Below are 22,267 nucleotides of genomic sequence, written 5' to 3'. Positions count from 1 at the left end.
AAATGTCCCGCCTGTTCAGCCATGATGCAATGCCTGACTCACAGCCAGCCCTTCCAGCGAAAGAAAAAATACGGAATGATCGCGGAGACGATCATCAGGAGCAGAGAAGAAGGATAGCCCGATACCCATTCGAGTTCCGGCATATACTTGAAGTTCATACCATAGATCGATGCGACCAAAGTCGGGGGAAGGAGAACCACGGACGCGATCGAGAAAATCTTGATGATGCCGTTCTGTTCCACATTGATCAGACCGAGCGACGCATCGAGAAGGAACGTGATGTTGCCGGAAATGAAGTTGGCATGCTCGGACAGCGACTGGATGTCGCGCGAGATCGAGCGGGCGAGTTCCTTGGCATTGTGGTCGGACTGCACCGCATCGACGGTGTAGAGGAAAGTCATCAGCCTCGAAAGCGAAGCCAGGCTGCCGCGCGCCTTGGAGACCAGCCTGTGGTGGCCGGCGATACCACCCAACAGTTTTTCCAGTGCTCTCGGGGGACGCTTGCGGTTCTGTTCGCCATTCTCACCGAAGATCTTCTGAAGCAGTTCGTCGCCATGCAACTCGGCATGTTCGAGAATCTCGGCCGTGCGGTCCGTGATCGTCTCCATCAGCTTGAGAAGCGCCAAATGAGCCGAACCGATCCCGCCCGGCACGCGGCAGAGCGCTGTGGCGAAGAGCTTGAAGGCGCGCGGATCGTCGTAGCGCACGGTGACGAGGCAATTGGGCGTCAGTACGAAGGCAACGTCGGCCAGCACCGGGCGCGGCGTATCGGCATAGCAGAGCAGCGAGCCGGTCAGATAGACCGCATGCTCGTCGACATAGAGCCGGCTCGAAGGCTCGATGTCGCGCAGGTCCTCGCGGGTCGGCACTTCGATGCCCGTCAGGCGCTCGGCGTAGATGTCCTCTTCCTTGGTCGGGAAACTCATGTCGAGCCAGATCACATCAGGCGGAAGCGCATCCCACGGCTTGTCCACCGTGAGGACCACGGACTCACCGTTCGAACGGTAGGCCGTCATCATGTATTGATTGCTCCGAAGGGATTGATCATGCGCCCCTGCTCAAACCGTTCTATCCCGTTGCGGGAACTCGCGCGCAGTCCTTGGGCCGCGCAAGGAGCGCGGCGTGGGCGGTGGTATTGCCCATCTCAAGCGAAGAATCAAGAAAAGAATAATGCACTGCAACAGGCCCCATATGCTTGACATCGGGGAAACCGGAGCGGCAGCGGCCACTGGAACCGGGGAGATTGGGAGACCTATTCGAACACGATCGCCGGGGCCGTGCGCGCGACAGCACCTTCCCCGGAGAGCTGGCTCCAGACCTTGGCCGCGATGTCGCGATAGACCCTGGCATGCGGGCCATCGGGAGCCGAGACCGTGACCGGCGTGCCGGAATCGGAATTCTCGCGGATGGTCATGGCGAGCGGCACTTCGCCGAGGAAAGCAACGCCGAGTTTTTCGGCTTCGGCGCGCGCGCCGCCATGGCCGAAGATATCGTGGGTGGTACCGCAGGTCGGGCAGACGAAGTGGCTCATGTTCTCGACGACGCCGAGCAGCGGCACTTCCACCTTCTGGAACATCGCGATGCCCTTGCGCGCATCAATCAGCGCCAGATCCTGCGGCGTCGAGACGATCACAGCGCCGGAGAGCGGCACCTGCTGGGCCATCGTGAGCTGCGCATCGCCGGTGCCGGGCGGCATATCGACGACCAGTACGTCGAGATCGCCCCAGGCGACCTCGCGCAACATCTGCAAGAGGGCGGACTGGATCATCGGCCCGCGCCAGATCATGGCGGTGCCTTCATCGACGAGATAGCCCATCGACATGGTGCGCAGGCCGTAATTTTCCATCGGCTTGATCAGCTTGCCATCGATCTGCTGCGGCCGGCCGGAGATGTTCATCAGGCGCGGGACGGAGGGGCCATAGATATCAGCATCGAGAATGCCGATCCTGAGGCCGAGCGCCTGGAGGCCGAGCGCGATATTGACCGCGGTGGTGGATTTGCCCACGCCGCCCTTACCCGACGCGACGGCGATGATGTGTTTAACGCCAGGAATGCCCGGCTTCGGTGCCGGTGCAGCGGGCGCCCGCGGGGCGTGGCCGTGGCTGTGGCCGGCGTGCGAATGGCCGGCATGACTATGTCCTGCTTGTGCAGGCGCAGGTGCGGGCCGCGAGGCTGGCTGGCTGGAACCAGCGCGCTTGTCGGCGGTGAGTGCTGCGAATGCGCCCTTCATGCCGGGCATTTCCTTGACGACGCGCTCGGCGGCCTGGCGCAGCGGCTCGAGTTCCTTGGCGCGCTCGGCCGGCACGGTGATCGAGAAATAGGCCTTGCCGTCGGAGATGAAGACATCGGAGACCATTCCCAGGTCAACGATGTTGCCTTCCATGTCAGGTCCGCGCACGGCCTTCAGCCGTTCGAGCACATCATTGCTGGTGACGTCAGCCATTCTCTCATATCCCGCAGTTATCCTGGGGGTTAGATAGGCGACAGCGGTGCACAAGCCAACAGGCAAGCGACAAGTTTTCAATGCTTGGGAAAAGAAAGCGCCGCCTTCCGTGATCATGGGAGGAGGAATGATCGGAAGGCGGCTGCTCTGATGCGGTCTTTGCGGCCGCGATTATGGTCCCCTCTGGACCTGAAATATAGGAAGCAGGAAGCGTGCCAAGTCGCAAAAGGTATACTTGAGCGGAGAATGCAGGAAAACGGGCAAGATGTTTGGCGGATCAAAGCGATCTGCTGTCTAAATTTTCGGCGATGCGCAACAATTAGGCAAACGCAGGAAGATAAAAACGGCCGCCAGCCTTTTGACAAAGATGTCCGAGTGCCGGCTGTTGACTAAACTCTGAAGTCTGGCGGCAAAAGCCAATTTGCGGCGATCTGAAACCGCCTACTTGCCCTTAGTTTAACTGCTAGACCCGATACACGCTGTAACGAAAGGAACTGCGCAAAAATGAGGGGCGGCTCCGCCTGCCGCCCGGGCGTCACAGAGTCCTCGACTTAGGGGCGAAGCATCATGAGTCTAGCCCACCGCGCGCTCACCACAAGAGTCAAAAAGAGGAACGCCCTGAACTGTACGTTTCCTACCAAATGACGGAGCGTGGGACTGACCGAATGGCTCCATTCCGAAACCGCCCCACAACATCATTGTCTGCCGCCATGCGGATCATTGGCCGACCCGCCCGTCCTGCGCGGCTCGGCTTCCGCATCCGAACCTGGATTTTCGGTCGGATGGCCGGGATTTCGCTGGCCCGGCTGAAGATCGTCTGTCTCGGCGGGGATGTCGTTCTTGGCGAAGTCGCTCGGCGTGATGGCCGGAATAGTATTCGGGTTTGGAATGTTGGGCATTTTGAAGTCCTCCAGTTGGGAGGACGGAACGCTGCGGCGCGGCGTCGGTTCCATGCTGCCGCCGACACGGCAAGCCGGACGGCATGGCTGCAGGGTGCGCTCATCGCTGAAGAAAGTAACCCGCCCGGCAGGGCTGCGGGCGGGTTCTACCAGCGGGCGTCTCCGATGTCGCGAGTTGCGCAAGGGAGTGGGGTACACCTGCCAGAATTTACAGGACATAACGCAAAACTTCGTCCGAGAAGTCACGCTATACGTGTATGGGGGAAATCATATCCCCCGTTTGGGTTAGAAGGCAAAATAAATCGTGATTTTACCCTAAAATTTTAGGGGTTTCTTATTTTCGCAACTTTTCATATCTCAGGCGCCCACGATGCTCTTTTTGTGACGGACATGTCGCCTCCTCCTGACCGGTACGAATGACGCTTCAAACGCAGATCTGCCGCCTGGCGGGCGCACCCCAACACTGGTTATCCGTTTAAGTACGGCCGTATGATTTACTTTTATCAATAAATACGAATCCGCAATCTCACGTATAGTTTCTACTTTGGCGCTTATTTCCGATATATTATCACCGCGTCTTTCCTACGATATTTTACCAATCTGGCTATTTCTACTTCCAAGTGTTGCTTGTCACGGAATTGGTCAAGGCGTAACCTGCCTCCTCACCCAGGGCCGGGAAGAATAACAGAGGAGACAGCGCATGGCCAAGATTCAAATGTTCGACGCATTGGGCGCATACACTTGGCTGCCGGATCTATCTGACGCGGAGACGAGACGCTGATCGATATCACGGATGGCAACTACAAGCTCAATAAGCTCTGCAATACGAGGGTGACTTTGTCCTGACGCTTTTAGAGCCCTTCCGTCTAGCCCTGAAGGACGCTAGGCAACGTGATCACGCCGGACGCGCATTGCCGGCCCTCACCGACAGTCAGTCAGCTGATAATGCCGGTCCGCAACGCCTTGGCCACCGCCTGGGCGCGGTTGACCGTGTCGAGCTTGCGCGTGGCGCGATTGAGGTAATGATTGACCGTATGTTCGGAGAGGCCGAGGATCTCCGATATTTCCGCGCTCGTCTTGCCGGCGGCGGTCCAGTTGAGACAGTCGATCTCGCGATCAGTCAGCGCGTCAGTCGGCTTGACGTCCTTGCGACCGATCTCGTGCAACTTGTCGAAGACATGCGTCGAAATCATCAGGAGCTCGAGCATTTCCTGCCCGTCGAGCGGCGGCCGGTCGCCGAACAGGCTGACGACGCCCCTCTCCCCGCTCGGCTCGCTGACCGGAAAGAAGGCCGATCGCGGCATTCTGAACTGATTGAAAAGCTCGAAGATCGCAAGAGCCCTGCTGTCGCCGCTTTGCATCTCCTGATCGAGATCGACCGTGAATGGCAGCGTGGACTTCCTGAGCCGGGCAACCATGGGAGAATTGACGATGAACCCGGCCTGATCGAATTTTGAAAGCAGTTCGGCCGGCCAGCTCGATATGATGGATGCCGTCTGCAAGGCCTGGGTCGTGGCACCCGGGATGCGCATGACCATAAAGGCCCGCATACCGAACAAATCCGTCACTTTTTTGAGAAACCGGAACATATCGAACTGCGTGGACAAAGTTGAAATCTCTTTCAACAAGCCCTCATGGTCTACCTGACGTGTGTCCCGTTCGTTTTCCATTACCATCTTACTGATCACGCCAGGCAAATATACTCTGCGGCATGATTGACCTCACGCGGTGGATGTGTATCTCAACGCATCGGACATCTTATTGATGGGTTTGCAACGTGCCCGTCAAAGACGATTTCTATACGGAGAACAATTCACCGTCGCAATTGTTCGAGTAATTCTTTTATGGGATGCCAAAGACATCCCAATCAAACAGCTAGCTCTCTATATTTTCTACCCCCGACAGCCCCGTCGCCCGGGGTGTCATGGCAGACATTCGGTTGATTCGCCAGCGTTCGATTGACAATCCGCAAGTACAGGACACCGCGGCATCGCACCCCGGATCATTATTATCTCAACTTGTCACTTCACGCGAACAAAAAGCATGTAAAATCCATTTGAGGACGAAAAGTATGATTTTTTAAAAGAGGGGTTTCCTGCATGGCGCTTCCGGCATATATCAACGGCGGGTGGGAGGAGTTTCGGCCGGAATGCGTTTGCCCAGTGCAATATTCAAAGATCTCGAGAATGCAGGCGTGTTGATCACAGGGGGCGGCTCCGGAATTGGTGCCGCGCTGGTCGAAGGCTTTGCTGCGCAGGGCGCGAAAGTCGCCTTCATCGACATCGACGAGACGGCAGGCAATGCCGTGGTCGATGCGCTGTCCGGTGCCATGCACAAGCCGCTGTTCCTGCATGCCGATCTCACTGATATCGCGGCAATACGAGCTGCCGTCACGTCTGCCGGCGAGGCGCTCGGCGGCATCCGTATACTCGTCAACAATGCCGCCTGGGACGACCGCCGGGATATCGACGATATCACCGAGGAATACTGGCAGAAGAGCCAGGACATCAATCTCCGGCCGGTGATGTTCGTGACGCAGGCTGTGCTGCCGTTCATGCGCGCGACGGGCGGCGGCTCGATCATCAATTTCTCCTCCATCGCCTACATGATGAACCTCCCGGATTTCCCGGCCTACGTGACGGCGAAGGCTGGCATTATAGGGCTTACCAAGGGACTGGCCGGCCGGCTCGGACGCGAGAACATCCGGGTCAACGCGCTTCTTCCCGGCATGGTGCTGACCGAGCGGCAGAAGAAGCTCTGGGTCAGCGACGCCGATGCGAAGGCGCATCTTACGCGGCAAGCGCTGAAATTCTCGCTGGTCGCCGAGGACATGGTGGGACCGTGCCTCTTCCTGGCTTCGGACTGTTCGCGCGCGATGACCGCCCAATCCATGATTGTCGACGGAGGCGTTGCCTGATGCCCAACCCACGCTATGCCGCAGTCGATTGGGGCACGACCAGTTTCCGCCTCTGGCTGATCGGTGACGATGGCGCGATCCTCGGCGAAAGCCGCTCGCGCGAGGGTATGACCACGGCGCGGGAGACCGGTTTCTCCGCCGTGCTGGACAAACATCTTGCCGAGGTCGGCGCGTCGGCCGATACGCCGGTCATCATGTGCGGCATGGTGGGCGCCAAGCAGGGCTGGGTCGAGGCGGGCTATATCGATGTGCCGGCTAGGCTTTCCGACATTTCAAGCAAGGCTGTCAGCGTTCCCGGCGTGAGCCGCGATATCCGCATCCTGCCCGGGCTTGCCCAGCGCGATATCAACGCCGCCGACGTGATGCGCGGCGAGGAAACACAGTTGCTCGGCTGTGCCGAGAGCATGAAGAACAGCGACTGCCTGATCGCCATGCCGGGCACGCACTCGAAATGGGTGCGCGTGGTGCGCCACGAAGTGCTGGGCTTCTCGACTTTCATGACCGGCGAACTGTTCGACGTCATCACGAAGCAATCCATCCTGCAGCATGCCGTCAAAGATGCAGCAGGCTTTGATGGCGGCCATCCCGCGTTCCTGTCGGCGCTTCATATCGCCCATAAGGAGCCGGAACTGGCGACCAACCGGCTGTTCTCGATCCGCGCACGCGGGCTATTGTTCTCGCTGTCGCCGACAGATGCGGAAGCCACGCTGTCGGGCATGATGATCGGGCTGGAGCTTGCCGGCGCGCTGAAATCCGCGCCGAAGGACACGCCGGTCATCCTGGTCGCATCGGGCAAGCTGCGCGGCCTCTACGAGGCGGCATTCCACAGGCTCGGACTGAAATCCACGACAATCGATGCAGACGAGGCGGTGCGCCGCGGCCTCTCCCAGGCCGCGCGCGAAATCTGGCCAAGCGACGAAGGATCCGGCAACTGATGTCCCGCATACCATTTCCACCGATGAAATACCCGCTTGTCGCAATCCTGCGCGGGCTGAAGCCCGAGGAAACACCGGCGATCATCGAGGCGCTGCTCGAAGCTGGCCTGCGGGCGATCGAAATCCCGCTGAATTCTCCCGAGCCGTTCAAGTCGATCGAGATCGCCGCGAAAATGGCGCCGGCGGATGCGTTGATCGGCGCCGGTACCGTGCTCACATCAGAGGACGTCGATCGACTGGAACAGGCCGGAGGCAGGCTGTTCGTCAGCCCGAATGTCGATGTGCCGGTACTGTCTCACGCCGTATCGAAAGGCATGGTGACGTTGCCCGGCGTGTTCACGCCAACGGAGGCACTGGCTGCTGCCCGCGCGGGTGCCACCGGCCTCAAGTTCTTCCCGGCAAGCGCGCTGGGCGTTTCCGGCATCAATGCCATAAGGGCCGTACTGCCGGCCGACCTGATGATTGCGGCGGTGGGCGGCGTGTCGGACGAGAATTTTGCCGACTATGCCAAAGGCGGCATCAAGGCATTTGGCCTCGGCTCCAGCATCTACAAACCAGGCATGTCGGCGAACGAGGTGAGCAAGCGCGCGCGGGCCACCATCGCCGCCTATGACCAAGCATTCGGAGCCTGACATGACAGAGCTGCAACCCTATCCCGGCCGCGCACTCGACAGCTTCAACACCTATCACGGCGAGGGTCCGACCTATGATCCGGCGACGGATACTGCCTGGTGGTTCTCGATCGGCAACCGCGAACTGCATGAACTGAACCTGACGACGGCTAAGAAGACCGTGCACGCCCTGCCCTTCATGGCAAGCGTGCTGGCCCGGATCGACGAGCGGAGGCAGATGATCGCCTCCGAGCACGGCCTGCATGTCCGCGACATCGCGACCGGGGCGCTGGAACTGGTGACGCCGATCGAAAACGGCATCGAGCATATGCGCTCCAATGACGGGCGCTGCCACCGCTCCGGCGCGCTCTGGTATGGCACGATGACCAAGACCGGCGACGCGCACCGCAAGGGCGCTGGCACGATCTACCATGTGGCGTCAGGCAAGGTGACACCTGTTGTCACCGATATCTCGATCCCCAACGGCATCTGTTTTTCGCCCGATGGCGCGATCGGCTATTACGTCGATACGATGGAAAACCTCTACATGAAGGTTGCCGTCGATCCCGCGACAGGCCTGCCGACCGGCAAGCCGGAGGTCTTCTATGATGGACGCTGGGAGGACGGCGGCATCGACGGTTCGGTCTGCGCGGCGGATGGCACGATCTGGAACGCACGCTGGGGTGTCGGCGAGGTGCACCATTATTCGACCGATGGCCGCATCACCGAGCGCTACAAGCTGCCCCCGAAGCAGGCCACCTGCCCGGCCTTCATCGGCAAAAGCGCCGACCGGCTGCTGGTAACGACTGCCCGTGAAGACCTTGACGAAGAGGACCTGAAGGCCGACCCGCAGGCCGGCTACACCTACGAACTGGGGGTGCCGGTCAAGGGCGTGTTCGACGCCGCCTACAAGATTTGATTTGGAATTCAGGAGCCTGAGCGGGGTCAAGCGCGCGAGAGCTATTAGATTTCGGGCGCACGCGCGAGCCAATCCGTGGCTTGCTCATAGGCCGCTGCCATTTCCAGCACCCTGCGATCGGCGCGCGGCGGGCCGACAATCTGGATGCCGGCTGGAAGTCCCGTTTCACTGAAACCGGCGGGCATGGCCGCGACCGGCAAGCCGGCCATGCTTGGGCCGATCACCACTTCCATCCACCGATGATAGGTGTCCATGGCCCGGCCGGAGATTTCGACCGGCCAGTGGATGTCGGCATCGAACGGAAAGACCTGCACCGAGGGCAGGATGAGGAAATCGTAGCGCTCGAATAGCGTGAGAGTGTGGCGATACCAGTCGCTGCGGATCATCGAGGCGGCGTGGACTTCCCGAGCCGTCAGGTCCTGCCCGTTCTCGATCTCCCAGATCAGTTCCGGCTTCATCAAGGCGCGTTTTGCGGGATCGGCATAGTCGGACGCGTTTCCGTTCGAGACGAGGAAGTGGCGCATCGTCTTCCAGCCGTGCCACAGGCGGTCCATATCGAAGCCCGGATTGACAGTCTCCACCTCGGCGCCGAGCGTTCTAAACGTCTCCAGCGAAACTTCGCATAGTGCGAGCACGCCCGATTCGAAGGATAGATAGCCGTCATAATCAGCGAGCCAACCAATGCGCAGGCCCTTGGCATTCAGCGGCTTGATGCGCGAGAAATCCACCTTGGGAAGGGACATCGGGTCGCGGAAATCATAACCGGACTGGATATCGAGAAGTGCCGCGACATCGGCAACCGTCCGGCCCATCGGCCCATTGGTCGATAGCTGCCCGAGATAGAGTTCGGTCTCCAGCGAGGCGATCCGCCCATAGGTCGGCCGGAAACCGATGACATTGTTGAAGGCGGCGGGATTGCGGAGCGAGCCCATCATGTCGCTGCCATCGGCCAAGGGCAGCATGCGGGCCGCGAGTGCCGCCGCCGCGCCGCCGCTCGATCCGCCGGCGCTCTTCGTAAGGTCGTACGGATTGCGTGTGATGCCGAAGACGGGATTGTAGGTGTGCGAACCCAGCCCCTTTTCGGGAACATTGGTTTTGCCGATGATGATCGCTCCGGCTGCGCGGATGCGCGCGACGTGGATGTCGTCGAAATCCGGGACGAAATCGCTTGTGATGGCTGAACCGTAGGTGCAGCGGATGCCCTTGGCTTCCGAGAGATCCTTGATGGCGAAAGGCATGCCGTGCAGGAAGCCGCGCGAGCGGCCGTCATCCAGTTCGCGATCGGCGGCAGTCGCTTCACGCATCAGTTCATCGACATCGCGCAGGCTGACGACGGCATTGATGCGGGGATTGACCTCGGCGATGCGGGCGAGAAATGCCTCCATGACCTGGCTGCACGAGAGCCGTCTGCTGTGGATGGACGCCGACAGTTCGGTGGCTGATAGGGCTGTAATCGTATCCAATGCGAACTCCTGAATGCCTTGTCAGAGCCGGCTCAGGAGGTCGGTCTTCTTGGACTGGAACTCCTCGTCCGTGAGGATTCCCTTCGCATGCAGGCCCGCGAGCTTTTCGATCTTGCTGATGATATCGTCGTCCGCGCTTGCGGTTCGAGGCGGCTCGGCATATGGCGCGTCGCCGGCGAAGGCCTCCGCCAGCACCGTGCCGAAGTCCCGGGACTCGGAATGCTCGGCGACGGCATCGACTTCCTCAAGCGAGGCGAGATCGATAAGCCCATGCTGCGATGTGAAACTCAGCGATTGATCGCCGGATTGCTGCTGGGAGAAGCCGCCGATCCGGTGATCGTGCGTGTCGTAGATCTTGACTTTGCCGCCGAGGTCGATCGCCAGCCGGCGGGTTTCTGGGAAAAAGGCATAGCGCAGATTGTTCTGCGATCCGGTCGAAGCCGCGTGGCCCAGCCCCTCGGGCCACCAGTTGCCGAATAAACCCGGCACGAACAGGCTCGCGCCGCTGCCCTGGACCTGCGACTGGAATTGCGGCGGCGGCAGCGGACGGAAGAGATCGGTGCCGCGCGCCAAGGCGGCGAGTTCCGTACACAGGGCATCGACCTTGGCTTTCAGGCCGTTGTTGAACATATCGCCGACCATGATCATGCCGCCCTGCGACCACTGGCCCATGCCGCCGAGTTCGGGATGATTGAACTGTGCCTGGCTCATATGGCCGGCAACCACCGCCAGCAGCAGATGCTGGGCGGCATCGGTGCTGACGTCGTGCCGGGTGGCAATCTCGCTCAGGGCGCGCTCGCCTTCGTCGGTCAATTGTCTCATCTTCGGCTCCTGTTCGTCAGAAGTAGCACGCATCATCACGTTATAGAACACCGGTGAATCGTGCGAGTTGCAGCAGCCCGATGTCTCCGCCGCACGGACCATCCAGTGCCAAGCCGACCGGCAGGCCCGCGACAGTCGTGCCGATGGGCACGGATATACCCGGCAGGCCGGCATTCGAGCCCGGCCCGGTATTGTGGATCATTGCGGGGAAGACGGGCACGAGGCCGGCATGCGGCAGTTCGGCGAATGCGTCGCCCAGCGGGAAGGCCGGCATGAGGCAAGTTGGGAAGGCGATGGCATCAAGGCGATTATCGGTGAAGAGACTGGTATAGGCGGCGATCAGTTGCTGCCGGACCGCGAGGGCAGCGCGATAGGCGTCGGATGTGGGTGGTCCACCGGAATCGAGCAGGGGAAGCATCAGGTCTCTCACATCATCGCTGGCGATCCGTTCGACCACATCGCGGAATGTGATCTGCGGGGCAAAATCCGCGAGATACTTCATGAGATCCACGCGGCCCTCGTAGCTCGCGACGGTGAAGCTGGAGTCGTTGTGCAGGCGCGCGATATCGGTGACATCCACCGGCACCAATTCCATGCCCGCACTACGGAATTTTTCGAGCGCGGCACGGCAAATTGCCGCGACCTCCGGCTGGACGAACTCCCAGAAATGGCTTCGGGGAATGCCGATGCGTTTTCCTTTGGGTGAGAAGTCGAGAGGCGTCATTTCGCCGGTCACGGCTTCGTGCAGCAGCACGATATCTTCGACCGAACGTGCGAGCGGTCCTGCGGTGTCCCTGCTCGATGAGATCGGGATGATGCCATGCTGGGACCATTTGGCCGTTGTCGGGCGAAAACCCCAGACGCCGCAGAGGGAGGCCGGGATGCGGATCGAGCCGCCGGTATCCGTGCCGATGGCGACGGGAACCAGGTTTGCCGCCACGGCCGCCCCTGCCCCGCCGCTCGAACCACCCGATGTGCGGGTCCGGTCATGCGGGTTCCGCGGCGTGCCCGAGAAAGGATTGATGCTCGTCGTGCCCCATGCGAATTCGTGCATGGTGTTCTTGCCGAGGATGATGGCACCGGCGCCCTTGAGGCGCGTTACGATATCCGCATCGACAGCGGGCATGTGATCCGCGAGTGCCGGCGTGCCGCCTGTATTGGGCAGGCCAGCGACCGCGATGTTGTCCTTCACAGCGATCGGCAATCCGTGGAGTAGCCCCAGGGATTGGCCCGCTCGTCTTGCTGCGTCGGCTTTTCGTGCGTCGATCAGAGCGCGTTGGCGATCGATGACGGAGAATGCGCGGAGTTCGGGATCCGCCTCGATACGCTCGATGAGATGGGAAACCGTCGCTTCCGACGACGTCACGCCGCTGGCTAGCCTGGTGAGCAATTCGGTGGCGGTGGGCGCGGAATCCGGCATTTCACAGGCTTTCAAACGGTGTCCATCCGCCAATGCTATGCGCCGGGAAGCGGAATGGAAACATGATGTTGAAAAATTCCGCCGAAAGCGCTTGCCATGCAATAACCATTAAGTTATATAACTTTTCAGTTATTAATTTGGTGTCCGACATGTCGAGACTCGATGCCGCATTTTCCGCCCTTGGCGACCCCACGCGCCGGGCCATCCTTGCCCGGTTGGCGCTGGGCGAGAACACCGTCATGGAGCTGGCCGAGCCCTTTTCGATGAGCCAGCCCGCCATTTCCAAGCACCTGCGCGTGCTCGAAGGCGCCGGATTGATCACGCGCCGCGCCGAAGGTGCCAAGCGGCCCTGCAAGCTGGTGCCGGAGGCGCTTTCCGAGATCGATCAATGGCTGGCCATGCTGCGCGAGGCACTGACCGCCAATTACGACCGGCTGGACGCGCTGCTGGCCGAAATGCAAACCAGCACGAAAGAGGAGAAATCATGAGCAAGCTGGAACTGAGGACCGAAGGCGACACGCATGTAATCGTCACCCGCAACTTCAAGGCGCCGCCGGAGGCTGTCTACCGCGCCCATACCGAGACATCGCTGGTGCAGAAATGGATGCTCGGCCCGCCGGGCTGGACCATGCCCGTCTGCATCAACGAAGCGAAGCCCGGAGGCAAGATCCGCTACGAATGGGCCGATGGCAACGGCAACGGATTCTACCTGACGGGCGAGTTCGTGGAACTCGTGCCGTTCAGCAAGATCGTGCATGTGGAACGTATGCACCTGCCCGACCCGACGCCGGACAACCATGTCGAGACGCGGTTCGAGCCGGATGGCACAGGCACGAAGATGACGATGCGGATGACGCTGCCGAACAGCGAGACACGCACCGCGATGCTGGCGAGTGGCATGGAGCACGGAATGGAAGACAGCTACGCGCGGCTGGAAACAATGATCTGACTTTCCACGACGTGCCAGCCCCGGAATGGCATGTCCGGGGCTATAATGCCATGTGCGGGCGGCGTGTTTCACCCGGCCCGTCCGGCAACTTCGCAAATGGAACAGACCTGCCGGAGAGGATCACTAGGTTGTCATCTCCAGGGGAGAATGTGCGGCGGCACGGGCTTGCTTTTCTTTCTGGCACCGTCTTCAACCTGCCAGCCCGGACATACCGGGCCAACCTTTGCGAGGAACCATGGAATATGCTGTAAAGCTCGCCGATCCGGCGTCATCCGAACCCGATACCGCCGATATGGAAGGCTGGACCGTCGTCGAGGGCTCACCGTCGATGAAGACATGGGTACTGCACACTTCGGAAGACGGCAGCATGATCTCGGGCTATTGGGAAGCCACGCCGGGCACCTATCACGCCGTCTATAACGAATACGAATTCGTCCACATGATGAAAGGCCGCGTGACGATCACGGCCGAAGGCGGCAAGCCTGTCGTGCTCGGCCCCGGCGACGCCTTCGTGATCGAGCCTGGCTTCAAGGGCACGTGGAAGATCGAAGAGCCTATCCGCAAGCATTTTGCCATCAAATTGAAATGATGGTTCAGGCGGCATCCGATCACGGATGCCGCCGTCTTAAAGTATCAGTTTTTCAACGCCTCCAGTCCGGCGTAAAGCTCCAGCGCTTCAGGATTGGCCAGCGCTTCCTTGTTCTTCACCGGACGACCGTGGACGACCTCGCGGACAGCGAGTTCGACGATCTTGCCGGATTTGGTGCGCGGGATGTCAGTGACCTGGATGACCTTGGCCGGCACATGCCGAGGCGAGGCGCCGATGCGGATCTTCGTCTTGATCTTCTTTTCCAGATCGCCGTCGAGCGAAAGCCCCGGCGCGAGACGCACGAAGAGCACGACGCGCACGTCATCATCCCAATCCTGGCCGATGCAGATGGCTTCGGCCACCTCATCGAGCTGTTCGACCTGATTGTAGATTTCGGCCGTGCCAATGCGGACGCCGCCGGGATTGAGCGTGGCGTCCGAACGGCCGTGGATGATCAGGCCGCCATGCTCGGTCCATTCGGCGAAATCGCCGTGGCACCAGATGTTGTCGAAGCGCTCGAAATAGGCCGCCTTGTACTTGGCACCGTCGGGGTCGTTCCAGAAGCCCACCGGCATGGACGGGAAGGCCTTGGTGCAGACCAGTTCGCCCTTCTCGCCGCGTACCGGCCTGCCCTCGTCGTCCCAGACATCAACCGCGAGGCCGAGGCCCGGACCCTGGATCTCGCCCTTCCATACGGGAAGGACCGGATTGCCGAGCACGAAACAGGAGACGATATCGGTGCCGCCGGAGATCGAGGCGAGCTGCACATCCGGCTTGATGCCCTCGTAGACGAAGGAAAAGCCTTCCGGCGACAGCGGCGAGCCGGTCGAGGTGATCAGGCGGAGCTCCGAGAGATCATGGGTCTTGAGCGGCTCGATGCCACCCTTGCGCACCGCGTCGATATATTTCGCCGAGGTGCCGAAAATCGCGAAACGCTCCTCGGCCGCATAGTCCCACAGCACGTTGCCATTGGGCGCAAAGGGCGAGCCATCGAACAGGCAGAGCGTCGCGCCGCTCGCCAGGCCCGAGGCCAGCCAGTTCCACATCATCCAGCCGCAGGTGGTGAAGTAAAACAGCTTGTCGCCATCGCCGACGCCCGAATGAAAGCGGTGCTCCTTGAGATGCTGGAGCAGCGTACCGCCGGCGGAATGGACGATGCATTTCGGCACGCCGGTCGTGCCCGAGGAGAACAGGATGTAGAGCGGATGGGCGAAGGGCAGTTGCTCGTATTCCACCGGCTTGGCGACGTAGGCAATGGTTGCGGCGTCCATGGTCCGGCCGTCGGGCAGCGAATCGGCCAGAGCCAGGTCGTCGCCGGCATAGCCCACCACCATCACCGGACAGCCGAGGTTCGGCGCAACATGGCGAACTTTGTCGGCCACGTCCTGCAGCTTGCCGTTATACCAATAGGCATCGCAGGTGATAAACAGCTTCGGCTCGATCTGGCCGAACCGGTCGAGCACGCCCTGTTCGCCGAAATCGGGCGAGCATGACGACCAGATCGCGCCGAGCGAGGCGGTCGCCAGCATGCAGGCGATGGTTTCGGGCATGTTCGGCATCATCGCGGCGATGCGATCACCCTTGCCGAGACCCATCGCGCGGAAAGCTTGCTGTAGCTTGGAAACCGTGGAATGGAGCTGGTCCCAGGACCAGCGGTAGCTGACCTTGTCCTCGCCGCGAAAGATCAGCGCGTCACCATCGCCATGCTTGATCAGCAGGTTCTCGGCGAAATTCAGCTGGGCATCCGGGAAGAAGCGGGCGTCCAGCATGATGTCGCCGTGGATGAGATCGCGTGCGCCCTTGCTCCCGCGCACCTGACAGAAATCCCAGACCGCCGACCAGAAGGCGCCGCGCGCATCGATCGACCACGCATGGAAGGCGTCATGATCCGGCAGGTCGACCGCGTTCCTGATCGCGCAGAATGCGCGGAACTTGGTCATCGGGCTCGATGCGATCTCGACATCCGTCGGCGCCCAAAGCGGTGCATTCTCTCCCATACGACCCTCCACGGTGATGCTGGCGGCATAGCAACTCGTTCGCTGCATTGCAACAGAACGCGGATCGAGGGAAATCGCAAGCCCGAACGCGGCATGGGATGGCAGAGAAACGGCGACCTGTCAGGCGACGCCTTCGGCATCAGCCAATTGTTTACCAATATTCGATAAAATTCTCTGGAATGACCCGGGGACTGCCTTGAACCAATTCGTCACAGGCCTGCTGAAGCTTCTGCTCGCATCGCTGATCGCGGGCGCGCTGATGAATCTGTTCGGGCTATCGGCGGAGAAAATCCTGACGTCGATCGGCCTGACCCCGCTCGAAGCGTGGGAATACCTCGCCCGCTTCATCGCATGGGCGATCCCCAATGTGCTGCTCGGCGCGGTGATCATCCTGCCGGTCTGGTTCTTCGCCTATCTCTTCCTGCCACCGCGTTCGAGCGACGAATAGCAGCTTTTTTCAAGGCAACGCCATCGCCGCGCGCTCGTCGCGCTGGCGCTGCACTTCCGCGCGTTTTGTCATCAGGGACGCAATGATCACGCCAGACGTCACGAAGGCGATGAGGATAGTGCTGATTGCGTTGATCTCCGGCGTCACGCCGAGTCGCACCTGGCTGTAGATCTTGATCGGCAGCGTCGTGGCACCCGGTCCCGTGGTGAAGTTAGCGATCACGAGATCGTCGAGCGACAGCGTGAAAGCCAGCATCCAGCCGGCGATGACGGCGGGAAAGATCAGCGGCAGGGTGATCTTGAAGAAGGTCTTGACCGGCGGGCATCCGAGATCGAGTGCCGCTTCCTCGAGGCTCATGTCGAACGTCACGAGCCGGGATTGCACGACGATCGCAACATAACACATGCTGAATGTCGTCAGCGCGATCGTCACCGTCCAGAAACCGCGGTCCATGCCGACGGCGACGAAGAGCAACAGCATCGAGAGGCCGGTGATCACCTCCGGCATGACGATCGGCGCGTAGATCATGCCCGAGAACAACATGCGGCCCGGGAAGCGCATGAAGCGCGTCAAGGCCAACGCGGCAAGCGTGCCAAGGACAGTGGCAATGGTGGCACTGAGGAGTGCGACGCGGATGGTGATCCAGGCCGCGTCCATCAGCCCCTGGTTATTCCACATGGCGACATACCAGTGTGTCGAGAAACCGCCCCAGACAGTGACGAGCTTTGAGGCATTGAACGAGAAGATGACGAGCAGCAGGATCGGGATGTAGAGGAACAGGAAGCCCAGGGTCAGGACGATCGGGTCGAAGCGTGAAGATTTCATGGCTCTCTCCTCACGCTTTCTGCTGCTGGTTCTGGAAGATCATGATCGGCACGACCAGAATCAGAAGCAAGAGCACCGCCACGGCTGACGCCAGCGGCCAGTCACGGTTCGCGGAGAATTCCGTCCAGAGCGTCTTGCCGATCATCAAGGTATCGGCACCGCCGAGCAGGTCGGGGATGACGAACTCGCCGGTGATCGGGATGAAGCAAATCATGGAGCCGGCGATGACGCCCGGGAGCGACAACGGGAAGGTTACCTTCCAGAACGTCTTCCATGGCGGACAGCCAAGATCGCTCGCGGCCTCGAGCAGCGAGCCATCCATCTTTTCCAGCGACGCATAAAGCGGCAGGATCATGAAAGGGAGATAGGAATAGACGATGCCGATGAAGACCGCATAGTCGGTGCGAAAAATGTTGACCTGTTCATCCGGTCCCAGGATGCCGATCGACTGGAACATCACGGTCAGCAGGCCTTCGGGCTTCAGAATGCCGATCCATGCATAGACGCGGATCAGGAACGATGTCCAGAACGGCAGGATCACCAGCATCAGCAACGTCGGGCGGATGGTGGCCGGCGCGCGCGCCATGGCAAGTGCGATCGGATATCCGATCAGCAGCAGCAACAGCGTAGAGATCACCGCTATGCGCAGGGAATTCAGATAGGCGCTGACATAGAGCGCATCGGTGCCGAGAAAGAAATAGTTCTCGAAATCAAGTTGCGAGAAGAACTGGCCAATATTCGCGAAGCCCGTGAACTGGGGCGTATAGGGCGGCATCGAAATCGCAAGGTCCGAGAACGAAATCTTCAGGACGATGAAGAAAGGGGCCAGGAAAAAGAGTGCCAGCCAGAAATAGGGCACGATGACGATCAGCCATCTGGCCGGGTTCTTGCGCGTGTCGAGATTGGTTGCCATGGACTTGCCCCCTCAACGCGTCAGCACGATGCCGGCATCGGCCGGCCAGGTCAGCCAGACTTTGTCGCCGAAGGTGATGGGCCGGTCGACGAGGCGCGAGACGTTGGCCTGTGCGGCGCGCATGACACGGCCGTCTGCCATCTTGACGAGGAACACCGAGAAGTCGCCGAGATAGCCGATGTCGAAGACTTCGCCGTTGACGCTGTTGAAGCCAGGATCGGCCGGGGCATCGAGCGAAATCCGCACCTTTTCCGGGCGGATGGCAAAGGCCACTTCATTGCCCGCGACCGCCGGGCATTCGGGTTGATCTATCCGCACCGAGAGTCCTTCGGAATCGATCGTGACCAGCGAACCTTCCTTGCCGGTCACCCTCGCCTCGAAGATGTTGATATCGCCGATGAAGTCGGCCACATAGCGCGAATTCGGCGCCTCATAGATCTCGGCGGGCGTGGCGATCTGCATGATGATGCCCTTGTCCATGACCGCGATGCGGTCGGAGACGGTCATTGCTTCCTCCTGGTCGTGGGTGACGATGAGGAAGGTCAGGCCCAGCGTGTGCTGGATATCCATGAGTTCGAACTGGGTCTCCTCGCGGAGCTTGCGGTCGAGCGCGCCGAGCGGCTCATCGAGCAGCAACACTTTCGGTCGTTTGGCGAGCGAGCGGGCAAGGGCGACGCGCTGGCGCTGGCCCCCGGAGAGCTGGCTGGGCTTGCGCTTGGCGAACTGATCGAGCTTGACGAGTTTCAGCATTTCCTGAACCCGGCCATCGATCTCGCTCTTGGGAAGCTTATCCTGCTCGAGGCCGAAGGCGACGTTCTTCTCGACTGTCATATGCGGGAAGAGTGCGTAGGACTGGAACATCATGTTGGTCGGCCGCTTGTAGGGCGGCACGCCTGAAATATCCTTGCCCTGCAGCAGGATGCGGCCCTCGGTCGGCTCCTCGAAGCCCGCCAGCATGCGCATCAGCGTGGTCTTGCCGCAGCCGGAAGGACCGAGCAACGAGAAGAACTCCTTCTCGTAGATATCAAGGGTGAGGTCGTTGACCGCGACGAAATCGCCGAAGCGCTTGGTGATCTTCTCGAACCGGATGAAGGGTACCGAGTTTGGGTCGGTCCACGGCATGAATTTACGTTTGACCGGTCCGAGTGACTTCGCCATTTCGCCTGCGCCCCATATTCGCAAATCTTGATTGATCGTCGCATTGTTGATTGCCGGCGACAGCCGGAAAAAGAAAGGGCGGCAAAAGCCGCCCCTCTTTGTCTTGTATCAGCTGCCGGTCTTGATCGTGGTCCAGAGCCGGTTCAGCACGCGCGATTCCTTTGGCCCATAAGGCGAGATCGTGAACAGCTTCTTGGTGGTTTCCTCCGACGGGTAGACCGCGGGATTATCCAGCACCGATTTGTCGATGAACTTCTGCGAGGCGAGGTTGCCGTTGGCATATTGAACGTAGTTCGATGCCTTGGCGATAACCTCGGGCTTCATCAGGTAATTGATAAAGGCATGCGCCTCTTCGACATTCTTGGCGTCTGCGGGAATCGCGAGGTTGTCGAACCACATATAGGTCCCCTCCTTGGGGATAATATAGTTGATTTCGACGCCGTTCTTGGCCTCCTCGGCACGGCTCTTGGCCTGCAACACATCGCCCGACCAGCCGAGCGTGATGCATGCATCGCCATTGGCGAGTTCATCGATATAGGCCGACGAGTTGAACGTGCGCACGAAGGGACGGATCTTCTGATAGACCTCGCCGCCGGCTTCGATATCGGCCGTTTCCTTGCTGTCGGGATTCTTGCCGATGTAGTTCATGGCGATGGCAAATGTCTCATCCGGCGCATCGAGGATATTGATGCCGCAGGCCTTCAGCTTCTCGGCGTTTTCCGGCTTGAACAGCACATCCCAGCTGTCGATCGGCACATCGCCGAGCGCTGCCTTCACCTTGGCGACGTTGTAGCCGATGCCCGACGTGCCCCACATGTAATTGACGGCATATTCGTTGCCCGGATCATACTTGGCCAGGCGCTCGGAAACCTGCGGCCACATGTTGGCGAGGTTCGGCAGCTTGGACTTGTCGAGCTTCTGGAAAACGCCGGCCTGGATCTGGCGCGCCAGGAACGGACCGGTCGGCACCACGACATCATAGCCCGAACCGCCCGCGAGCAGCTTGGTCTCGAGGATTTCATTGGAATCGAAGACGTCGTAGACGACCTTGATACCGGTCTCCTTGGTAAAGTCTTCGAGGATGGCGTTGTCGATGTAATCAGACCAGTTGTAGACGTTGACCACCTTCTCCTGTGCGGTCGATGCAGAGGCGAGCAGAAGCGCTGCTGCCACGCCTGCGGCCAGCCCAAATAGCTGTTTCTTCATGATATTCTCCTGTTTTCCCGGCCTTGAATTGCTTTTGATCTATGTCCGGAGTCCCACTCTGAGAAACAGATTAGAAAGGATTGGAGCGCCCGACAACTAAAAAGTTGCAAATCGTTACAAGGGTGTGGTCGGCCCGTCGCCTTCACTGGAAATCGAAGACACTCATGCCTGCAACCATCTCGTCAAGACCTAGCGGCCTTGTGACCGGCGGTTCGGCGCGCGCGAGACAACCGGGCCGCTCGCAGAGCCGACAGGCTGGCCCCACCGCCAGCGGCGGGCCGCCGGGCAGCGCTTCGGCATAGGCAGTCTCCGCGGCATGGGATTGCTCGCAAGCCAGAAGCAGCGCGGTGCGGCGGACACGCTCACCAAAACCGGCGATCGGGCCTTCCAGCGTACGGGCGATGGTGAGGTAACGCGCGCCACCCGGCATCTCGACAATCTCCGGCAAGACTTGGCCCGGCGCGGCAAACGCCGCATGGATATTGAGCTTGGGACATTGCCCGCCGAAGGCCGCTTGTGGAAAGCCTGCCGCGCCCGAGCGCCGGATGCGATTGCCCGCGATGTCGATCTCCATGGTGAAGAAGGGAATGCCCTGCGCATCGGGCCGACCCATGCTGGTGAGCCGGCTTGCCGCCTGCTCGAATGAGACGCGGAAGCGCGCGCAGAGAATGCCGACATCATAACGTGCACGCCGGGCGGCGGTGATGAAGGCACCATACGGCATCATCACCGCGAGCGCGGCATAGCGGGCAAGCTCGAAGCGCGCGATGCGCCTGGCTTCGTTGGTGGACAGGCCAAGCGCATCTAGAGCGGCCGATATCTCGTCACGGAGCGCGATCTGGCAGGCCTCCTGGGCGATCTCCCGCAACTGGTCGTGCGGATAGAGTCGCTCGGATAGAAAAAGCCGCATCGAATGGCGGTCGTAGCGGCGCCGGAGATTGGGCATGGCATGGATGGGCAGCGTGCGGACGACGATGCCGTGCTCGGCGCGCAGCCATTCACGCAGCACCGTCCCGACATCCTCACCCCCGCCGATGCGCGCATAGAAGGCTTCGGCCGCGTCCTCGATCGCTGCATGGAAATTGGGGCGGTTCTCCAGCCGGTCGCGGACCTCGTCCATGGGAAGTCGCGCGCCGGACAGCGCGGGGTCGTGCCCGGCTTCCGCCAGCAGGCCGGCAAGATCGGAGAGCCGGGCCGCCTGCTCGCGATAGGCGCGGTGCAGCTTGATCATGCCCTGGGCCGCATTGGGTGCGGCTTCGGCGACCTCCACCAGTTCCTCGCCGCCGGGCACCTCGCCAGCCAGCAGCGGATCGGCGAAGACCTGTCGCAGTTCGCTCGCGACCGAACCGGTTTCGCCCTGCAAGTCCTCGATGTCGATCTTGTAGACCGACGCCATCTTGAGGATGAGCTGGACCGTGAGTGGCCGCTGATTGCGCTCGATGAGATTGAGATAGGACGGCGAGATGCCGAGGCCCTCGGCCATCGCTGTTTGGGTGATACCCAGACCGTTGCGGAGACGGCGCACACGGGGACCGGCGAAGATCTTGGCCTCAGCCATTTGTAATATCCTTTACAGACAACGATCCTGCTAACACATTTACATGATTTACAGATTTACATGACGATCCTGTAAAATTCAAGACAGGGTTACTCGAATTTTGTCGAGATTTTCAGGCTCTCTATGGCGTCTCTTCGCAATGCAATGTAAATCTCGTCATATCGAATTGACGCGAATAGCCGATCCCCAAGTCGG

The 22,267-nt window shown here is 60.5% G+C and carries 21 protein-coding genes; 8 read left to right on the top strand and 13 right to left on the bottom strand.

What is annotated here, in order from left to right; all coding sequences use genetic code 11:
• Nucleotides 1–38: 38 nt before the first annotated feature.
• The 4 genes from IHQ71_RS05215 to IHQ71_RS05200 form a co-directional block, all read right to left on the bottom strand.
• Nucleotides 39–1,019 carry a magnesium transporter CorA family protein gene (locus IHQ71_RS05215; protein WP_258160898.1) on the bottom strand — a complete coding sequence of 327 codons (981 nt, stop codon included), beginning with the start codon at nucleotides 1,017–1,019 and terminating at the stop codon, nucleotides 39–41.
• A 233-nt stretch (nucleotides 1,020–1,252) separates the two neighbouring features.
• Nucleotides 1,253–2,443 (bottom strand): iron-sulfur cluster carrier protein ApbC, encoded by a 1,191-nt coding sequence (apbC, locus tag IHQ71_RS05210; RefSeq protein WP_258160897.1) that lies wholly within the window; start codon nucleotides 2,441–2,443, stop codon nucleotides 1,253–1,255.
• Nucleotides 2,444–3,138: 695 nt separating this feature from the next.
• Nucleotides 3,139–3,342, bottom strand: a complete 204-nt coding sequence (locus IHQ71_RS05205; RefSeq protein ID WP_258160896.1) for a hypothetical protein — start codon at nucleotides 3,340–3,342, stop codon at nucleotides 3,139–3,141.
• A 935-nt stretch (nucleotides 3,343–4,277) separates the two neighbouring features.
• On the bottom strand, nucleotides 4,278–5,012 hold the full coding sequence (locus IHQ71_RS05200) for an autoinducer binding domain-containing protein (protein WP_374989958.1): 735 nt from the start codon (nucleotides 5,010–5,012) through the stop codon (nucleotides 4,278–4,280).
• A gap of 479 nt (nucleotides 5,013–5,491) precedes the next feature.
• Here IHQ71_RS05200 and IHQ71_RS05195 point away from each other — a divergent pair, with 479 nt between their 5' ends.
• From IHQ71_RS05195 to IHQ71_RS05180, 4 genes are read left to right on the top strand one after another with little or no spacing between them, the layout of a single operon-like run.
• Nucleotides 5,492–6,259 (top strand): SDR family NAD(P)-dependent oxidoreductase, encoded by a 768-nt coding sequence (locus IHQ71_RS05195; protein ID WP_258160894.1) that lies wholly within the window; start codon nucleotides 5,492–5,494, stop codon nucleotides 6,257–6,259.
• Nucleotides 6,259–7,194, top strand: a complete 936-nt coding sequence (locus tag IHQ71_RS05190; RefSeq protein ID WP_258160893.1) for a 2-dehydro-3-deoxygalactonokinase — start codon at nucleotides 6,259–6,261, stop codon at nucleotides 7,192–7,194. Before IHQ71_RS05195 ends, IHQ71_RS05190 begins: the two co-directional genes overlap by 1 nt.
• Nucleotides 7,194–7,826 (top strand): 2-dehydro-3-deoxy-6-phosphogalactonate aldolase, encoded by a 633-nt coding sequence (locus IHQ71_RS05185; protein WP_258160892.1) that lies wholly within the window; start codon nucleotides 7,194–7,196, stop codon nucleotides 7,824–7,826. The genes IHQ71_RS05190 and IHQ71_RS05185 overlap by 1 nt, the downstream gene beginning before the upstream one ends.
• Nucleotide 7,827: 1 nt before the next feature.
• Nucleotides 7,828–8,724 (top strand): SMP-30/gluconolactonase/LRE family protein, encoded by an 897-nt coding sequence (locus IHQ71_RS05180; protein WP_258160891.1) that lies wholly within the window; start codon nucleotides 7,828–7,830, stop codon nucleotides 8,722–8,724.
• A gap of 44 nt (nucleotides 8,725–8,768) precedes the next feature.
• Here the strand turns inward: IHQ71_RS05180 and IHQ71_RS05175 are convergent, their stop codons facing one another.
• From IHQ71_RS05175 to IHQ71_RS05165, 3 genes are read right to left on the bottom strand one after another with little or no spacing between them, the layout of a single operon-like run.
• Nucleotides 8,769–10,187 carry an amidase gene (locus IHQ71_RS05175; protein WP_258160890.1) on the bottom strand — a complete coding sequence of 473 codons (1,419 nt, stop codon included), beginning with the start codon at nucleotides 10,185–10,187 and terminating at the stop codon, nucleotides 8,769–8,771.
• Between the two features lie 21 nt (nucleotides 10,188–10,208).
• Complete coding sequence (locus IHQ71_RS05170) at nucleotides 10,209–11,009, bottom strand: SHOCT domain-containing protein (RefSeq protein WP_258160889.1); 801 nt, start codon at nucleotides 11,007–11,009, stop codon at nucleotides 10,209–10,211.
• 40 nt (nucleotides 11,010–11,049) lie between these two features.
• Entirely contained in the window at nucleotides 11,050–12,429 is a 1,380-nt protein-coding gene (locus IHQ71_RS05165; RefSeq protein ID WP_258160888.1) for an amidase family protein, read from the bottom strand.
• Between the two features lie 62 nt (nucleotides 12,430–12,491).
• Here IHQ71_RS05165 and IHQ71_RS05160 point away from each other — a divergent pair, with 62 nt between their 5' ends.
• The 3 genes from IHQ71_RS05160 (at nucleotide 12,492) to IHQ71_RS05150 (ending at nucleotide 13,967) form a co-directional block, all read left to right on the top strand.
• The gene (locus tag IHQ71_RS05160; protein ID WP_308737919.1) at nucleotides 12,492–12,917 is read left to right on the top strand and encodes a metalloregulator ArsR/SmtB family transcription factor; all 426 of its coding nucleotides are present in this window, start codon (nucleotides 12,492–12,494) and stop codon (nucleotides 12,915–12,917) included.
• Nucleotides 12,914–13,378: an SRPBCC domain-containing protein gene (locus IHQ71_RS05155; RefSeq protein ID WP_258160887.1), complete on the top strand. Its 465-nt coding sequence runs from the start codon at nucleotides 12,914–12,916 to the stop codon at nucleotides 13,376–13,378. The genes IHQ71_RS05160 and IHQ71_RS05155 overlap by 4 nt, the downstream gene beginning before the upstream one ends.
• A gap of 235 nt (nucleotides 13,379–13,613) precedes the next feature.
• Complete coding sequence (locus IHQ71_RS05150) at nucleotides 13,614–13,967, top strand: cupin domain-containing protein (RefSeq protein ID WP_258160886.1); 354 nt, start codon at nucleotides 13,614–13,616, stop codon at nucleotides 13,965–13,967.
• Nucleotides 13,968–14,011: 44 nt separating this feature from the next.
• On the opposite strand, the gene IHQ71_RS05145 is transcribed toward IHQ71_RS05150, so the two are convergent.
• Nucleotides 14,012–15,907: an acetoacetate--CoA ligase gene (locus IHQ71_RS05145; RefSeq protein WP_374990002.1), complete on the bottom strand. Its 1,896-nt coding sequence runs from the start codon at nucleotides 15,905–15,907 to the stop codon at nucleotides 14,012–14,014.
• A 253-nt stretch (nucleotides 15,908–16,160) separates the two neighbouring features.
• Between IHQ71_RS05145 and IHQ71_RS05140 the strand changes: the two genes are divergently transcribed.
• Nucleotides 16,161–16,412, top strand: coding sequence for a DUF6460 domain-containing protein (locus tag IHQ71_RS05140; RefSeq protein WP_258160884.1), 252 nt, complete (start codon nucleotides 16,161–16,163; stop codon nucleotides 16,410–16,412).
• 9 nt (nucleotides 16,413–16,421) lie between these two features.
• On the opposite strand, the gene IHQ71_RS05135 is transcribed toward IHQ71_RS05140, so the two are convergent.
• The 5 genes from IHQ71_RS05135 to IHQ71_RS05115 all read right to left on the bottom strand — a co-directional run bounded on the left by IHQ71_RS05135 (nucleotide 16,422) and on the right by IHQ71_RS05115 (nucleotide 22,072).
• Entirely contained in the window at nucleotides 16,422–17,237 is an 816-nt protein-coding gene (locus tag IHQ71_RS05135; protein WP_258160883.1) for an ABC transporter permease, read from the bottom strand.
• A gap of 10 nt (nucleotides 17,238–17,247) precedes the next feature.
• Nucleotides 17,248–18,150: an ABC transporter permease subunit gene (locus IHQ71_RS05130; protein WP_258160882.1), complete on the bottom strand. Its 903-nt coding sequence runs from the start codon at nucleotides 18,148–18,150 to the stop codon at nucleotides 17,248–17,250.
• Between the two features lie 12 nt (nucleotides 18,151–18,162).
• Nucleotides 18,163–19,308, bottom strand: a complete 1,146-nt coding sequence (locus IHQ71_RS05125; protein ID WP_258160881.1) for an ABC transporter ATP-binding protein — start codon at nucleotides 19,306–19,308, stop codon at nucleotides 18,163–18,165.
• A 108-nt stretch (nucleotides 19,309–19,416) separates the two neighbouring features.
• Nucleotides 19,417–20,514 carry a polyamine ABC transporter substrate-binding protein gene (locus IHQ71_RS05120; RefSeq protein ID WP_258160880.1) on the bottom strand — a complete coding sequence of 366 codons (1,098 nt, stop codon included), beginning with the start codon at nucleotides 20,512–20,514 and terminating at the stop codon, nucleotides 19,417–19,419.
• Nucleotides 20,515–20,656: 142 nt separating this feature from the next.
• Entirely contained in the window at nucleotides 20,657–22,072 is a 1,416-nt protein-coding gene (locus IHQ71_RS05115) for a short-chain fatty acyl-CoA regulator family protein (RefSeq protein WP_258160879.1), read from the bottom strand.
• Nucleotides 22,073–22,267 lie beyond the last annotated feature (195 nt).

The organism is Rhizobium sp. TH2 (assembly GCF_024707525.1).
In the GTDB taxonomy this organism is placed as follows: domain Bacteria; phylum Pseudomonadota; class Alphaproteobacteria; order Rhizobiales; family Rhizobiaceae; genus Rhizobium_E.
Note: the sequence above shows the minus strand (reverse complement) of the source record. Positions and strands in the feature narration are given on the sequence as shown.

Bases quoted from the DNA above. Each gene is read 5' to 3' on its own strand.
- IHQ71_RS05215 (WP_258160898.1), bottom strand. From the start codon at position 1,019: ATGATGACGGCCTACCGTTCGAACGGTGAGTCCGTGGTCCTCACGGTG.
- apbC (WP_258160897.1), bottom strand. From the start codon at position 2,443: ATGGCTGACGTCACCAGCAATGATGTGCTCGAACGGCTGAAGGCCGTG.
- IHQ71_RS05205 (WP_258160896.1), bottom strand. From the start codon at position 3,342: ATGCCCAACATTCCAAACCCGAATACTATTCCGGCCATCACGCCGAGC.
- IHQ71_RS05200 (WP_374989958.1), bottom strand. From the start codon at position 5,012: ATGGAAAACGAACGGGACACACGTCAGGTAGACCATGAGGGCTTGTTG.
- IHQ71_RS05195 (WP_258160894.1), top strand. From the start codon at position 5,492: ATGCGTTTGCCCAGTGCAATATTCAAAGATCTCGAGAATGCAGGCGTG.
- IHQ71_RS05190 (WP_258160893.1), top strand. From the start codon at position 6,259: ATGCCCAACCCACGCTATGCCGCAGTCGATTGGGGCACGACCAGTTTC.
- IHQ71_RS05185 (WP_258160892.1), top strand. From the start codon at position 7,194: ATGTCCCGCATACCATTTCCACCGATGAAATACCCGCTTGTCGCAATC.
- IHQ71_RS05180 (WP_258160891.1), top strand. From the start codon at position 7,828: ATGACAGAGCTGCAACCCTATCCCGGCCGCGCACTCGACAGCTTCAAC.
- IHQ71_RS05170 (WP_258160889.1), bottom strand. From the start codon at position 11,009: ATGAGACAATTGACCGACGAAGGCGAGCGCGCCCTGAGCGAGATTGCC.
- IHQ71_RS05165 (WP_258160888.1), bottom strand. From the start codon at position 12,429: ATGCCGGATTCCGCGCCCACCGCCACCGAATTGCTCACCAGGCTAGCC.
- IHQ71_RS05160 (WP_308737919.1), top strand. From the start codon at position 12,492: ATGATGTTGAAAAATTCCGCCGAAAGCGCTTGCCATGCAATAACCATT.
- IHQ71_RS05155 (WP_258160887.1), top strand. From the start codon at position 12,914: ATGAGCAAGCTGGAACTGAGGACCGAAGGCGACACGCATGTAATCGTC.
- IHQ71_RS05150 (WP_258160886.1), top strand. From the start codon at position 13,614: ATGGAATATGCTGTAAAGCTCGCCGATCCGGCGTCATCCGAACCCGAT.
- IHQ71_RS05145 (WP_374990002.1), bottom strand. From the start codon at position 15,907: ATGACCAAGTTCCGCGCATTCTGCGCGATCAGGAACGCGGTCGACCTG.
- IHQ71_RS05135 (WP_258160883.1), bottom strand. From the start codon at position 17,237: ATGAAATCTTCACGCTTCGACCCGATCGTCCTGACCCTGGGCTTCCTG.
- IHQ71_RS05130 (WP_258160882.1), bottom strand. From the start codon at position 18,150: ATGGCAACCAATCTCGACACGCGCAAGAACCCGGCCAGATGGCTGATC.
- IHQ71_RS05125 (WP_258160881.1), bottom strand. From the start codon at position 19,308: ATGGCGAAGTCACTCGGACCGGTCAAACGTAAATTCATGCCGTGGACC.
- IHQ71_RS05120 (WP_258160880.1), bottom strand. From the start codon at position 20,514: ATGAAGAAACAGCTATTTGGGCTGGCCGCAGGCGTGGCAGCAGCGCTT.
- IHQ71_RS05115 (WP_258160879.1), bottom strand. From the start codon at position 22,072: ATGGCTGAGGCCAAGATCTTCGCCGGTCCCCGTGTGCGCCGTCTCCGC.